The organism is Paraburkholderia sp. GAS448 (genome assembly GCF_050435685.1).
In the GTDB taxonomy this organism is placed as follows: Bacteria; Pseudomonadota; Gammaproteobacteria; order Burkholderiales; family Burkholderiaceae; genus Paraburkholderia.
Genome location: NZ_JBNDKT010000012.1, coordinates 167,495 through 182,470, shown reverse-complemented (window position 1 = coordinate 182,470; position 14,976 = coordinate 167,495). Strand labels below are relative to the sequence as shown.

Here is a 14,976-nt window from a genome sequence, read left to right as displayed (position 1 = left end):
GCGACTTGCGGTTCGACAGTGAAGACGAAGATAAGTCGCTACCGCCCCGGACAGGGGCGACACTAATAAACGACTAACAAATCAGGCAAAAGCCAGAGGGAAAAAAACCAAAATACTCAAACCCGAACAATCGGCGGCACATACCGGCACTCATACCGCTTCCTGACAGTCCCATTCTCATCAACACTCTCGAGATAAACATCGAACTGCCAGAGTCTGGCCATATGCTTCAAAACCTCTTCACTGTCACTGGAGAGATGCCGGTTATCGCTCATGAAATGCCGCAGCGTAAGACTCCGGTCACCTCGCGTATTGACCGACCACACCTGAATGTTCGGCTCCCGATGATGCATATCGTACTGCCGCGAAAGCGCCTGACGCACGTACCGATAGCCGCTGTCGTCATGAATGGCGGATACTTCGAGCGCGTCCCGCATATCATCATCGAGGACTGAAAAGAGCCGCATCTCACGAATCAGATGAGGCGACAGATACTGCGCGACAAACGATTCATCCTTGAAATTGCGCATCGCATAATGCAACGCGTCCAGCCACGGGCTCCCCGCCAGATCCGGGAACCACTGCCGGTCCTCTTCAGTGGGCGTTTCGCAGATCCGCCGGATGTCGCTCATCATCGAAAAACCGAGCGCATACGGATTGATACCGCTGTAGTAAGGTTTCGTCACCGGCGGCTGATAGACGACGTTGCTGTGCGAATGGAGAAACTCCATCATGAAGCCGTCTTCGAGCTTGCCCTGGTTGTAGAGCGTGTTCAGCAACGTGTAATGCCAGAACGTCGCCCACCCTTCATTCATCACCTGCGTTTGCCGCTGCGGATAAAAATACTGCCCTACCTTGCGCACGATGCGGATCACCTCGCGCTCCCAAGGCTCCAGCAACGGCGAATTCTTCTCCGCAAAATACAGCAGGTTCTCCTGCGGCTCAGGCGGATACCGGTCCTCGGGTTCCTCCGGCAGCACTTCCCTCTTGTTCGGCAACGTGCGCCACAGTTCATTCACCTGTGACTGCAGGTACGCCTCGCGCTCCCGGCGCGCAGCCGATTCCTTCGCGAGCGACAGCTTCTGCGGCCGCTTGTAGCGGTCCACGCCGTAGTTCATCAAGGCATGGCACGAATCGAGCAGTTCCTCCACCCGGTCAAGGCCAAACCGCTCTTCGCACTCGGCAATGTAGTTCTTCGCGTAGACGAGGTAGTCAATGATCGCGTGGGCATCCGTCCACAGCTTGAACAGATAGTTGCCCTTGAAGAACGAGTTGTGCCCATACGCGGCATGCGCGATGACGAGCGCCTGCATCGTCATCGTGTTCTCTTCCATCAGATACGCGATGCAGGGGTTCGAATTGATGACGATCTCGTACGCAAGACCCATCTGTCCGCGACGGTAGCTTTTTTCGGTAGCGAGAAAATGTTTGCCGAACGACCAGTGCCGGTAATTCACCGGCATGCCGACAGACGCATACGCGTCCATCATCTGTTCAGCGCTGATGAGCTCGAGCTGGATCGGATACACATCCAGCCCATATTGCTCTGCAACATGGGATATGTGTGTGTCGTATTCTTCGATCAGTTCGAAGGTCCAGTCGGACGGGCACGGCAGAGGCCGTCTATCGGCAACGTTCATACGGACTTCCCTTTGCCCCTTTATGGGCACTTCGGTTTGCCCTCGTGCTGCGGCTGCCTTTTCACTGGATCCAACGGATCCGGATGGCCCGGCGCTTCCGGCGTCCTTCTCCTTCGCGCCCTTTCTGCGTTCCGGTTGGTAGCCGCGCGCTTCATTGTGCAGATGTTTGGTGCTCATGAAGACGCCACCTGCTTTTCAAACAGTTCACGGAAGACCGGATAGATGTCCGCCGCTGTTTCCACCTTCTTCATCGCCATATGCGGCGCGGTCAGCGCAAGTTGCGCGTATTCGAGCCACAGGTTCTGCTCTTCAGGCGTCACCTGAATGTACGCAAAATAGCGCACCTTCGACAGAATGTCATCTGCCAGCATCTTGCGGCACTTCGGCGAGTCGTCCGTCCAGTTGTCGCCGTCCGAGGCCTGTGCGCCGTAAATGTTCCATTCAGTCGGCGAATACCGGTCCTCCATGACCTTCTTCATCAGTTCGAGCGCGCTCGACACCACCGTGCCGCCGCTTTCGGTCGAGTGGAAGAACGTGTCTTCATCGACCTCCTCGGCACGCGTGTGATGGCGGATGAACACCACCTCGATCTTCTCGTAGTTGCGCTTCAGGAACAGGTACAGCAGGATGAAGAAGCGCTTCGCGAGATCCTTGCGCTGCTCGTCCATCGAGCCCGACACATCCATCAGGCAGAACATCACGGCCTGACTGGACGGTTGCGGCTGCTTCACGCGGTTCACGTAACGCAGGTCGAATGGATCGATGAAGGGGATGCGCCAGATGCGCCCGCGCAAATGATGGATTTCCTCTTCGAGCACCTTGATCTCTTCGCGACGGTCGGCCGGGTCGGCCTTCAGCACTTCGAGCTGCTTTTCAAGCTCGTGCAGTTCGTTTACGAGCGGTGAGCCGAGCGCGATGCGCCGGCCGAGTGCGCTACGCAATGAGCGCACAACGTCGATGTTGTTCGGCGTGCCCTCCGCTGCCCAGCCCGCGCGGATGCTCTTCCAGGTTGGCACGGCAAGCAGATGGGTCTTGACGAGGCGCGGCAGTTCGAGGTCGTCGAAGAAGTACTGCATGAATTCTTCGCGGCTCAGCTCGAAGACGAAGTCGTCCTGGCCCTCGCCTTCATTGCTGGCGCTGTTCCCGCCGCCACCGCCGCCACCGCCGCCGGGACGCGGGATCTTGTCGCCGCGGATGTAGTCCGAGTTGCCAGGGTGCACCATCTCACGCTTGCCGCCCGGGCCGTGCCGGAACGACGGTTCCGCGATGTCCTTGCGCGGAATCGTGATGCTCTGGTTGTTCTGGATATCCTTGATGCTGCGATCGCGTACCGCTTCCGATACGGCGCGGCGAATATAGTTCTTTACGCGGCGCAGAAAGCGTTCGCGGTTTGCAATGCTCTTGTTCTTGCCTGCCAGCCTGCGGTCGATGATCTGGTGAAGCACATCCGGTCTCCCGCTCTAATTTCTGGAGCGCGAGACGCAAGTTGCGCATGCAACCTCATGTCCATGCGGCTTGCGCCTCGCAGGTTGCCCGCGCAGTGGCGCCGCGCGGGCGGTACATCTGCTGCCTCATGACGACTTGCGTACGCGCAGATACCAGTCGCACAGGAGCCGCACCTGCTTCGGCGTGTATCCCTTGGCGACCATCCGGTTGACGAAGTCCTCGTGCTTGCGCTGCTCCTCCGCCGACCCTTTCGCATTGAACGAAATGACCGGCAAAAGTTCTTCGGTATTCGAGAACATCTTCTTTTCGATCACGACGCGCAGCTTCTCGTAGCTGACCCACGCCGGGTTCTTGCCGGCATTCGCAGCACGCGCGCGCAACACGAAATTGACGATCTCGTTGCGGAAATCCTTCGGGTTGCTGATGCCCGCAGGTTTTTCGATTTTCTCCAGTTCCGCGTTCAGCGCCGCGCGGTCGAAGCTCTCGCCGGTGTCGTGGTCGCGGAACTCCTGATCCTGAATCCAGAAGTCGGCGTACGTCACATAGCGATCGAAGATGTTCTGCCCGTACTCGGAGTACGACTCCAGATAGGCAGTCTGAATTTCCTTGCCGATGAATTCCGCGTAGCGCGAGGCCAGCACGTCCTTCACGAACGACAGATACTTCTGTTCGGTTTCCGGTGGGAACTGCTCGCGCTCGATCTGCTGTTCGAGCACGTACATCAGGTGCACCGGGTTCGCGGCGATTTCGGTCGAATCGAAGTTGAACACACGCGACAGGATCTTGAACGCAAAGCGTGTCGACACGCCCGTCATGCCCTCATCGACGCCCGCAAAATCGCGGTACTCCTGATACGACTTCGCCTTTGGATCGGTGTCCTTGAGGTTTTCGCCGTCATACACCTGCATCTTCGAAAAGAGACTCGAATTCTCCGGCTCATGCAGACGCGTCAGTATCGAGAACTGCGACATCATCTTGAGCGTGCCCGGCGAACAGACCGCGCTCGAGAGCGAAGAATTGCGGATCAGCTTTTCGTAGATCTTCATTTCCTCCGAGTAGCGCAGGCAGTAAGGCACCTTCACGACGAAGATCCGGTCGAGCAAGGCTTCGTTGTTACGGTTGTTGCGGAACGCCTTCCACTCCGACTCGTTCGAGTGAGCGAGGATGACGCCGTCGAACGGGATCGCACCGAAGCCTTCCGTGCCCTTGAAGTTGCCTTCCTGGGTCGCCGTCAGCAACGGGTGCAGGACCTTGATCGGCGCCTTGAACATTTCGACGAATTCGAGCAGGCCCTGGTTCGCAAGACACAGGCCGCCGGAATAGCTGTATGCATCGGCATCGTCCTGCGCATATTGTTCGAGCTTGCGGATGTCGACCTTGCCGACCAGCGATGAAATGTCCTGATTGTTTTCGTCGCCCGGCTCGGTCTTCGCGATGCCAATCTGCCGGAGGATCGACGGATACCGACGCACCACACGGAACTTGCGGATGTCGCCGTTATATTCATGCAGCCGCTTGACCGCCCATGGACTCAGGATGGTCCTCAGATAGCGACGCGGAATGCCATATTGTTCTTCGAGGATGGGACCGTCCTCGTCGTAGTCGAATAACCCGAGCGGCGACTCGTTCACGGGCGACCCCTTGATCGCGTAGAACGGCACACGTTCGGCCAGCTGCTTGAGACGTTCCGCTATCGACGACTTGCCGCCGCCGACTGGCCCCAGAAGATACAGAATCTGTTTCTTTTCTTCGAGCCCCTGAGCGGCATGCCGGAAGTAGGAGACCACATGCTCGATCACTTCTTCCATTCCGTAGAACTCACGGAACGCGGGGTATACCTTGATGACCTTGTTCGCGAAGATACGCGAGGAGCGCGGATCGTTACGAGTGTCGATCTGTTCAGGTTCGCCGATTGCTGCCAACATGCGTTCGCCCGCAGTGGCGTACGCGGCGGGATTGTCTTTGCAGAGCGCGAGATACTCTTCGAGCGAGAGTTCATCCTCCCGGGTTTTCTCGAAGCGGGTCGCGAAACTGCTGTAGATATCCATGCTACCTCCTCGCCGAAAGTCTAGACCGATGTCGTGCGCGGCGCGCTAATCGGAAACGACATCGCTCGAATTCATCCTAAACCCTTTTAAATTTTTTTTCACGAACTACGTTGCGAAAATCGTCTCACAACAGCGTCGTTACATTCGTCGTCTGGCCAGGACTTTTTGGGTCACCTACAATCCTGCGACCAGATTGCTTCATTCAGCGCAGTAGAGCAGCGATACCCTCCGCCTTCACGGCGCAAATGCCCTGTCACCCTGTCAGTCAGACGATCGCAAAGGAACAAGGGTTCGCCTGTCTGCGCGCGCACACTGGATCCTGTTGCATGTGTGCTTCACCACTTTGCTGCGCTCGCGCTGGGACTGCCGGGTAACGCTCCCGGCTCTTCTTTTCCTGAACGCACGAGGCGCGCTTTTCGATTACACGAGCGGGTTTACGGCAGGTAGGGGATGAGTTGTAACAGATGGGTGTGTCCCACTATCTCGAACAATGCAGCCGTAACCGCGCGGTCCCTTCCCTGATCTTACGTCGGTAACGGGTGCACTGGCACTCAACCATCGAGGCTGCTGATGGCAGCGAGCCCCGTGAGAGCAGGCTTCAGACCGCTTACGTCAGGACGATTTCCACTTCGCCCAGGCCGTCAATATGACCATGCACCGTTCCGGGTTGTTCGATGCGGTGCGCACCGACATACGTGCCCGTCGTAATGGTCCACTCCGGTTCTATCGTGATACCCATGGCCGCGCAATGGTTGACGAGCCACACCAGCAGCTCCCGCGGGTCGCCAGCAGGATTGCCGGTTGTTTCCGGCACCAGCGATTCGCCGTCGAAAGTCAGCTCCAGCTCGGGTGAAACGAAGTCGAATGTGCGCGCGAATCCGGCATAGGGCACGGCATGACCGGTGACCAGCGCACCATTGTTCTGCGCATCCGCCAGTTGCGCCAGCGCCGCGACGTTGGGCCATTCGGCAAAGCGGCTATCGACGATTTCGATGGCGGGCAGCACGACGCCGAGCCGTGCCAGCACTTCGTCTCGCGCATAGGCCTTGTCGCGAGGCTCGATCGGCCCGTCGAAACGGAAGGCGACCTCCAGTTCCACCAGCACGCGAAAAAATGAATCGCGGGGGATCCGGGCCGGCGACGGCAGCACCAGCGAGGCGGGAATGGGCGCCCCCGAAGCGGCGCCGCCCGGGCTTCTTGCGCCGATTTTCCAGCCGCCTGTCGAGGTTCCGAGGCCCGCGATGACCGCCTGCTGGATCGCATAGGCGCTCGCCGCGTCGGGCGGCAGGCTGTCGGGCGGCAGGTCTTCGATCAGACTGCGCTGCCGGCGCGCCTCGAGCAGGCGCGTGGAAAGACCTCGATGGGGATCATGATGCGTCATGTCGTGTCCTTTCCTGCTGTCGCGTTTAGCTGCGTTTCAAGTGCATCGGAGGGCATCGTACGGCAGGCGGACGATGACATGTGAAGGCGGCGCGAGCAACCTTCGCGCCCGACAATGTACCGGAACCTGATTTGTCCGCCCATCGGGAGACAAAAAAAAGACCGCCGTTGCACAGGCAACGGCGGTCTCACGGTCTTTCGCAGTCTTCCTTTCCGGCGAGGAGGCGCCGCAGGTTCGTCAGAAGGTTTCCCACTCCTTGTCCGAGCCGGCAGCGAGCGGGGCAGCGGCTCTCGCCGGAGCGGCCGACGCGACCGGGGCCAGCGCGCCACCGACGGGCTTCGGGGCGGCCGGCGCCGCCCTGCGGGCCGCGGTGACCGGCTTCGCACGGCGCACGGGCTGGCTCGCGCCGAATGAGGACTGGACCGCACCCTCTTCGAGCTGGAACACCGCGACCGCCGTACGCAGCTTGCCGGCCTGGTCTTCGAGCGACTGGGCTGCGGCGGCCGCCTCCTCGACGAGCGCGGCGTTTTGCTGCGTCACCTCGTCCATCTGCGTGACGGCGCGCGCGACCTGGTCGATGCCGCTGCTCTGCTCTTCCGATGCCGCCGCGATCTCGCCCATGATGTCGGTCACACGCTGCACCGCACCGATGATGTCGGTCATCGTGCGGCCGGCCTCGTCGACGAGCGCCGAACCGGACTGCACGCGCTCCACCGACGTATCGATCAGTTCCTTGATCTCCTTGGCCGCCGCCGACGAACGCTGCGCGAGGCTGCGCACCTCGCCCGCCACCACGGCGAAGCCGCGCCCGTCCTCACCGGCGCGGGCCGCTTCGACGGCCGCGTTCAGCGCGAGAATGTTGGTCTGGAAGGCGATGCCTTCGATGATCGAGATGATGTCGGCGATCTTCGCCGAGCTCTGGTTGATGTCGCCCATGGTGCCGACGACCTGGCCCACCACGGCGTTGCCGCGATTGGCGATCTCCGACGCGTTCGCCGCGAGCGAACTCGCCTGGCGGGCGTTCTCGGCGTTCTGCTTGACCGTGCCGGTCAGCTCTTCCATGCTCGACGCGGTTTCCTGCAGCGCCGATGCCTGCTCTTCGGTACGCGACGACAGATCGATGTTGCCCGCGGCGATCTGGCGGGTTGCGGTCGCGATCGATTCGCTGCCCGAGCGTACCGAGCGCACGGTCTCAATCAGGCTGCGCTGCATCTTGCCCACGCCTTCGAGCAACTGGCCCATTTCATCATGCGAGCGCACCACGACCGGGCGGCGCAGATCGCCGGCGGCGATCGCGTCGAAATGGGCGAGCGCCTCGCCGATCGGCCCGGCAATGGCGCGGCGCAGCGTCATGTAGGAGAACAGGGCCGCGAGCACGCCGGCGGCGATCGCGACGATCGTCACGATGCGGAACGTTTCGAAGCTCGACTGGGCGCTGTCATAGCCGTCCCGGGCCTGGGTGAACTGGTACTTGCGCAGCGCGTCGTCGACGCTCGACAGCTCGGTGTAGGCCGCCTGCATCTGCTTCGCGCCGTCGACGATCTTCGCCTGCTCGTTCGCGGAGACCGACGCGGCAAACGCGTCGGCTACCTGATACAGCGCCGCGCGTTTGGCCGCCACGTCCTGCGCCATGCGATCTTCCTCGGCCCCGCGGGGCAGATCGAGGTATTTTTTCCACCAGGTTTCCGACGTCGCGCGCATCGTATGGGCTCTGTCAATCGTTTGCGCGGCTTCCGGCGTTCCAATCAGGAAAGCTGCACGGTCCAGCGCCAGGCGTTCACGCGCGGCAAACAGCTCGGCGTTGTCGATGTCGACCGCGCTGGGCATCTGGTTCGTAAAGGTGTCCCGGTAAGCGTCGTTGGAGCGGCTCATGCCCACCAAACCGAGAACGCCGATAGCCATCAGCAGCGCAGCGAGAAACGCCATCGTCAAACCGATACGTGCCTTGATCGTGATGCCCTTGTTCAACATGCTTCGTCCTGTAATACGTCGAATGAGGAGACGGCATGTGCAGCACGTTGCGATGCCCTGCTGCACATGTGGCACCGGTTTAGGTACGGTGCTCTAAATGCGTTTACGGCAAGGCAGAAGGGGACTTGAAGTTTTTATATTGTCTGACGATTTAGGTGAAACGCTATGGCATAAATTACAAAATGCCTGCCTATCAGGCATCAGGCGGCAATTTCTGCGCGCCGCGGAATCGACGGCTGGGCGCCGGCGCGGGTTACGGAAAGCGCTGCGGCCTGCTGGGCGAAGCGGATCGCGGCGTCGATTGCCGCACCTTCCGCGAGTTGCGCCGCGAGCCCGCCGATGAAGGTATCACCCGCCGCAGTCGTATCGATCGCCTTGACCTGCGGGGCGGGGTAATGAACGGAGTGGACCGGGTCGCCCGCATCGTCCGCATCGCCCGGGGTCGCGCCGGCGAGCGCGGCCAGCACGCCCTGCGCCCCGAGCGTCACCAGCACGTTACGCGCCCCCGCCAGACGTAATGCTGCAGCGGCGCTGGCCGCGTCTTCCGGCGTGCGCACCGGCAGGCCGCTCAGCGTCGCCGCTTCGAGTTCGTTCGGGATCAGGTAGTCGATCAAGGGCAGCCAGTCGGCCGGCAGAGGCCCTGTGGCCGGCGCCGGGTTGAGGATCACGATCTTGCCCAGACGGCGCCCGGCGGCGAGCGCCGCCCTGACCGCGTCCGGCGGCGTTTCAAGCTGGCAGATCACGACGTCGGCGGCAGCGAGCACGGCTTCGTGCCGGGCGATGGTCTCGGGCGTCAGCTCGCCATTGCTGCCCGCGACGATGACAATCGCGTTCTGGCTGCTGTCGTCCACCACAATAAGCGCAACGCCGGTCGAAGCTGTCTGGCTCGCGTGCAGCGCGCCACAATCGATGCCCTCCGCTTCGAGGCCCGCACGCAGCTGCGCGCCGTTGGGGTCGGCGCCCACGCAGCCGATCATCGCCACCTGGGCGCCGAGACGCGCGGCGGCGACGGCCTGATTGCCGCCCTTGCCTCCCGCGACCTGAGCGAACGCCTGGCCCGCGAGCGTCTCGCCGGGGTGCGGCAGACGCGCCGCGCGCACGACGAGATCCATGTTCAGGCTGCCCACCACGGCAACCCGGCCGCGCGTTACGTCGATTGCCACATCTGCCTCCTTCCGATCCTGCCGGGCCCTTGCCCGTTCACTTCACATCAAGCGGCCGCACGGACCTCGCGCGCACCCGTAAAGGCGGCCGTCGATTCGCGCACGATCAGCCGTGGCGACACCACGCGCCGGCGCGTCGGTGCGTCGGACGCGCCCGTGATGCGTTCGATCAGCGTCTGCGCGGCCATGTCGCCCAGCGCGCGAACCGATTGCCCGACCGTGGACAGCGCCGGAAAGGTGAAACGTCCCAGTTCGATGTCGTCGAAGCCGATGATCGAGCAGTCGCGCGGCACGCTCAGCCCGCGCTCGGCTGCGGCGCGCAGGGCGCCGATGCCCATCATGTCGTTGCCGGCGAAGATCGCCGTGGGGCGGACGGAGTCGAACAGCTGTCCAGCCGCCCGATGACCGCCGGTACCGGAAAAGTCGCTTTCGACGATCGCCCCAGGCGCGATCTCGATGCCGCGCTCCGCCATCGCGCGGATGAAGCCGTGCACGCGCATCGCGCTCACCGCCGTCGCCACCGGGCCGGTAATGCAGCCAATCTTCGCGTGGCCGAGTTCGAGCAGATGACGGGTGGCGAGATAGGCGCCCTTTTCATGGTCGATCTGAACCAGATCGGCGCTCAGGCCTTCGATGTTGCGATCGACGATCACGAGCGGCTCGCGTGAGTCCGCGAGGCTCTGCGCGAGCACCGCATCTTCGCCGGCGGACGCGACGATCAGCCCGTCGATGCGCTTTTCCTGCAGCACGCGCAGGTAGCTGCGCTGCTTGGCGGGGTCGTCGTCCGAGTTGCAGAAGAACACGCAGTAGCCGTTGCGTGCGCAACCGTCCTCGATGCCCCGCGCGAGCTCCGCGAAATAGGGATTCGTACTGTTCGGCACCACGAGGCCGATCGTCGCCGTCGCGCGCGCCTTCAGCGAGCGCGCGACCGCCGACGGCACGTAGTGAAGCTGGCTGATCGCGCGTTCCACCTTCGCGCGCACATCGGCCGACACCGGCCGCGAGTTGTTCACCACATGGGACACCGTCGTGAACGACACGCCGGCCACGGCCGCTACATCCTTGATCGTCGCCATAACCCGTTTCTCTCCTGCCTGTTTTTCTTGCCGACCAGGCCGGATGCGCGATGCCTTGCGCGCCCGGCGCTGGTCTCTTATATCAATGAATGGCCCATTTCATCTCACTGCCCACATCCGTGCCGCTAGATCCTTTTGCGTCTGCTCCGATACGTGTCCAACACCACTGCGACCACGATCACCGCCCCTGTGATGATGCGTTTGGTCGGCTCGTTCGCGCCGATCTGCGCGAGGCCCGCCGCCAGCACCGAGATGATCAACACGCCGAAAAACGTGCTGATCACCGAGCCGCGGCCGCCCATCAGGCTCGTGCCGCCGATCACCACCGCGGCGATCACCTGCAGCTCGAGCCCGACACCCGCGTTCGGATCGGCGGCTTCGAGCCGCGAGATCTGGAACAGCGCAGCGAGGCCTGACAAGGCCCCCATCAGCGCGAACACGATGATCTTGTACGGCCGCGGATTGACGCCCGCGAGCCGCACGGCTTCCTCATTGGTGCCGATGCCCACCAGATAACGGCCGAACACCGTGCGCGTCAGCACGAGCTGCGCAGCAATCATCACGGCGACCGCAATCAGGAAAGCCGGCGAAATGCCCACCGCGATCGGGTTCGACAGGAAGTCGAACGCGTCGCCGATATAGGCCGTCCGCGAGTTCGTCATCTGGTAGGCCAGACCGCGCGCCGCTTCCAGCACGCCAAGCGAGACGATGAACGACGGAATCCGCCAGCCGACCGTGACCGTGCCCGTCACCGTGCCCGTCAACGCAGCCGCGGCAAGGCCCAGCAGCGCGGCCGGAAACGGCCCCCAGTGCCATTTCAGCGCCGCGACGCTCACCACCGACGCGCCCAGCGCCAGCACCGAGCCGACCGACAGGTCGATGCCGGCGATGATCAGCACAAAGGTCATGCCGACCGCCATCACGACCAGATCGGGGATCTGGTTGGCGATCGTGCTGAACGTGTCGTACGTCAGAAAATGCGAACTCAGCACGGAAAAGAGCGCGATCATCGCGAGCAGCGCGCCCGCGAGGCCAAGGTAGTTCGAAAAACCCAGGCGCGTGCCGGCTGGCTTGCCGCTCGCCAGCGGCGCCGACGGATCGGTCGGCGGCGCGGCGTCCGGCTGGTTCGTCACGTTCGTCATGACAGACTCCCTGCTTCGTTCGTGTCGGGGGCATGCAACAGCGCTTCACGGCTCCGGTAACCGGCGAACGCCGCGGCGAGCAGCGCGTCCTGCGTCCACTCGTCCCGGTTGAACATGCCCGTCATGCGGCCCGCTGACATCACGCCGATCCGGTCGCAGATCAGCATCAGCTCACGCAGATCGCTCGACACCACCACGAGCGCCCGGCCCTCGCGGGCCAGTGCGCCCATCAATCCATAGATATCGAACTTCGCGCCGACATCGATGCCGCGCGTGGGTTCGTCGAACAACAGTACCTTGCAGTCGCGCGCGAGCCAGCGGCCGATCACGACCTTCTGCTGGTTGCCGCCGGACAGCTCGCCGACGGGCTGCGCCGGTCCCGCGCTGCGAATCCGCATCGCGTCGATCTGCTTCTGCGCGAGCGCGTTTTCGCGCTTCGCATCCACCACGCCATGGCGCGCCACGCTGCCGATATTGCCGAGCGACACGTTCGCCGCGATCGGTTGCGGCAGCAACAGACCCTCACCCTTGCGGTCCTCGGTGATGAGCGCAATGCCCTGCCTGACCGCATCGGCCGGCGAGTGAATCTGCACCGGCGCCGGCGGCTGCCCCGGCACTTTCGCGAGCGACACCGTGCCGCGATCCTTCAGATCCGCGCCGTAAACGAGCCGCATCAGTTCCGTACGTCCCGCGCCGATCAGGCCGCTGATACCGAAGATCTCTCCCGCGCGCACCTCGAACGACACGTCGCGCACGACATCCGCGCGCCCGACGCCCTCCACCTTCAGCAAGGGCGCGCCGATATTGCGCACGCCCAGATCGATTCTTTCGCCCAGTTCGCGGCCGACCATCAGCGTGACGATCCGCTCGCTGGTGAGGTTCGCCATCGCATCGACATGCACCAGCCGGCCGTCGCGCAGGATCGCGATCCGCCCGGCCACCCGCGCGAGCTCTTCGAGCCGGTGCGAGATGTAGATCAGCGCCACGCCGCGCGCCTTCAGCCGCGCGATCTGCTCGAACAGCAGGTCGACTTCGCGCGCCGTCAGCATCGCGGTCGGCTCGTCGAGAATCAGCACCCGGCAGTCGTCGATCAGGTTGCGCGCGATCTCGACCATCTGCTGATGCCCGATGCCGAGTTCCCCGACGAGCGTGTCCGGGTCGATCGCATCGAGTCCGACCTGCGCCATGGCATGCCGCGCGTCCTTGCGCAGCTTGCTGCGGTCGATCCAGCCGAGCCGCAGCGGTCCGGCCTGCGGCAAACGGTTCAAAAACAGGTTCTCCGCCACTGACAACGTCGGCAGCAGGTTCAACTCCTGCATCACCATCCGCACGCCGAGCGCTTCGGCGGCCGTCCGGCTGGCAGGGGCGTATGACTCGCCACCGAGACGCATCGAGCCGGCCGTCGGATCGACGAGCCCGCCGATGATCTTCGACAGCGTGCTCTTGCCCGCGCCGTTCTCGCCGGTAAGCGCAAGCACCTCGCCTGCATGCAGGTCGAGGTCGACGTCAGCGAGCACCGGTTCGGCATACGTCTTTCCGATCCCGGTGACGGACAGTACGGCAGGCAACGTATCGTGGGCAGCTAGATCCATCGCGATCCTGGTTCGGCAGCGCTCGCACCTGCCTTCATGCGATCTGAATCGGTTGAAGATGCAGGCGTTCGACCGCGGGCGTCATGGCGATTTAGCAGCGAGCCCTGGCTGCGCGGCTAAACCAGCAAGCTCGACTTCGTGACTCGCCCCGCTCGCCTGAGCGCGCGGGACGATGACGCCTGGCCAGCGCAACGCCACGCGTCCTTCCGCGCCGTGCAGTTTTGCCAGCCACCCCCATGACGCCTATCTATGGAATAACGGCGGCGCAGCGCTTTTCTTGAGCGTTTATTGAATTGCCGCGAACCGGCGCACGCGCGAGACGGCGCCGGTTCGCCGCCAGCCCTACTTCGTGACGAGAACGACCGGCGTCTCGACCACGCCCGACAGGTCCGACTGCTTCTTATGCTCGTTGATCGCCTTCAGCGCGGTATCGATACCGAATACGGCCTGTTTGGCCGCGTACTGGTCGGCGGTCGCGAGCACGCGGCCGTCCTTCAGCATCGGCTTGATCGCGTCGATGTTGTCGTACCCGACGACGTACACCTTGCCCTGCTTGCCCGCCGCACGAACCGCCGACACCGCGCCGATCGCCATGTTGTCGTTGCCCGCAAGCAGCGCCTTCAGGTTCGGATACTCGCTGAGCATCGCTGACGCCACCGCGTTGCCCTCGTCGATTTGCCATTGGCCCGACTGCACGGAGACAACCTTCGCGCCGACGGTCTGCATCGCATCCTTGAAGCCCGCGGTCCGCTGCTGCGCGTTGGTGGTGGTCGATACGCCCTCGATGATGCCGACCTCGTCGCCCGCCTTCAGCCGCTTCGCGAGGAAGTCGCCGACCATCTGCGCGCCCTTGCGGTTATCCGGGCCGACGAACGGCACATTGAGGTCCTTCGACTTCAGCACGTCCGGATCGAGCCGGTTGTCGATATTGACGACGATGATGCCCGCGTCGACGGCCTTCTTGACGACCGGCACGAGCGCCTTCGAATCGGCCGGCGCCAGCACGATGGCGTCAACCTTCGACACGATCATCTGTTCGACGATCTGGATCTGCGCAGCCGTATCGGTCTCGTTCTTGATGCCGTTGGTGATCAGGTCGAACTGGCTGGCATTGTGCTTCTGGTAGTCCTTCGCGCCGGCTTCCATCGTGAGGAAAAACTCGTTGGCGAGGGACTTCATGACCAGTGCGACTTTGGGCTTCTTTGCGGCTTGAGCGTAAGCGGTGGAAAACGGCAGGACTGCTGCAGCGGTAAGCACGACTGTGGCCGCCAGGACGCGCCGGCGAATGCGGTGGTTCATGCGTATCTCCAGTTATCTGGCTCAGGGCGAGCCGTATTATTGCTGATGCGCAAACGTTTGCGAGGGCTATTCTCGACGTAGCCTGTTCGACGTGTCAACGGTTCGCGGTGCTGCAGTGCACATGCTCCGTGACGGTCAAGAGGCACGCGGCGAGGCGTGCGGCAGGCCGCCTGGCGTGCCGCAAGGCGACGTTCTGGCAAGGATCCCCCGCTTGGTCC

10 protein-coding genes are annotated in these 14,976 nt (G+C 62.9%); all 10 read right to left on the bottom strand.

Annotated features, from left to right (window positions below):
- Window positions 1-116: 116 nt before the first annotated feature.
- Window positions 117-1,817, bottom strand: a complete 1,701-nt coding sequence (locus P3T23_RS22560) for a SpoVR family protein (RefSeq protein WP_429318338.1) — start codon at window positions 1,815-1,817, stop codon at window positions 117-119.
- On the bottom strand, window positions 1,814-3,085 hold the full coding sequence (locus tag P3T23_RS22555) for a YeaH/YhbH family protein (protein WP_429318337.1): 1,272 nt from the start codon (window positions 3,083-3,085) through the stop codon (window positions 1,814-1,816). The genes P3T23_RS22560 and P3T23_RS22555 overlap by 4 nt, the downstream gene beginning before the upstream one ends.
- 126 nt (window positions 3,086-3,211) lie before the next feature.
- Window positions 3,212-5,134, bottom strand: coding sequence for a PrkA family serine protein kinase (locus P3T23_RS22550; protein WP_429318336.1), 1,923 nt, complete (start codon window positions 5,132-5,134; stop codon window positions 3,212-3,214).
- 607 nt (window positions 5,135-5,741) lie between these two features.
- A complete protein-coding gene (locus P3T23_RS22545; protein ID WP_429318335.1) occupies window positions 5,742-6,515 on the bottom strand; it encodes a 2-keto-4-pentenoate hydratase in 774 nt (257 codons plus the stop codon).
- Window positions 6,516-6,752: 237 nt separating this feature from the next.
- A complete protein-coding gene (locus P3T23_RS22540) occupies window positions 6,753-8,486 on the bottom strand; it encodes a methyl-accepting chemotaxis protein (protein WP_429318334.1) in 1,734 nt (577 codons plus the stop codon).
- Window positions 8,487-8,686: 200 nt separating this feature from the next.
- Window positions 8,687-9,649 (bottom strand): ribokinase, encoded by a 963-nt coding sequence (gene rbsK / locus P3T23_RS22535; RefSeq protein ID WP_429318333.1) that lies wholly within the window; start codon window positions 9,647-9,649, stop codon window positions 8,687-8,689.
- Window positions 9,650-9,696: 47 nt separating this feature from the next.
- A complete protein-coding gene (locus P3T23_RS22530; RefSeq protein ID WP_429318332.1) occupies window positions 9,697-10,725 on the bottom strand; it encodes a LacI family DNA-binding transcriptional regulator in 1,029 nt (342 codons plus the stop codon).
- Between the two features lie 125 nt (window positions 10,726-10,850).
- Entirely contained in the window at window positions 10,851-11,867 is a 1,017-nt protein-coding gene (locus tag P3T23_RS22525; RefSeq protein ID WP_429318331.1) for an ABC transporter permease, read from the bottom strand.
- Complete coding sequence (locus P3T23_RS22520) at window positions 11,864-13,459, bottom strand: sugar ABC transporter ATP-binding protein (RefSeq protein WP_429318330.1); 1,596 nt, start codon at window positions 13,457-13,459, stop codon at window positions 11,864-11,866. Before P3T23_RS22520 ends, P3T23_RS22525 begins: the two co-directional genes overlap by 4 nt.
- A 342-nt stretch (window positions 13,460-13,801) precedes the next feature.
- Window positions 13,802-14,758 (bottom strand): sugar ABC transporter substrate-binding protein, encoded by a 957-nt coding sequence (locus P3T23_RS22515; protein WP_429318329.1) that lies wholly within the window; start codon window positions 14,756-14,758, stop codon window positions 13,802-13,804.
- Between the last annotated feature and the right edge of the window lie 218 nt (window positions 14,759-14,976).

Coding starts and splice junctions, on each gene's coding strand:
- P3T23_RS22515 (WP_429318329.1), bottom strand. CDS start 14,758: ATGAACCACCGCATTCGCCGGCGCGTCCTGGCGGCCACAGTCGTGCTT.
- P3T23_RS22540 (WP_429318334.1), bottom strand. CDS start 8,486: ATGTTGAACAAGGGCATCACGATCAAGGCACGTATCGGTTTGACGATG.
- P3T23_RS22525 (WP_429318331.1), bottom strand. CDS start 11,867: ATGACGAACGTGACGAACCAGCCGGACGCCGCGCCGCCGACCGATCCG.
- P3T23_RS22550 (WP_429318336.1), bottom strand. CDS start 5,134: ATGGATATCTACAGCAGTTTCGCGACCCGCTTCGAGAAAACCCGGGAG.
- P3T23_RS22545 (WP_429318335.1), bottom strand. CDS start 6,515: ATGACGCATCATGATCCCCATCGAGGTCTTTCCACGCGCCTGCTCGAG.
- P3T23_RS22520 (WP_429318330.1), bottom strand. CDS start 13,459: ATGGATCTAGCTGCCCACGATACGTTGCCTGCCGTACTGTCCGTCACC.
- P3T23_RS22560 (WP_429318338.1), bottom strand. CDS start 1,817: ATGAGCACCAAACATCTGCACAATGAAGCGCGCGGCTACCAACCGGAA.
- P3T23_RS22530 (WP_429318332.1), bottom strand. CDS start 10,725: ATGGCGACGATCAAGGATGTAGCGGCCGTGGCCGGCGTGTCGTTCACG.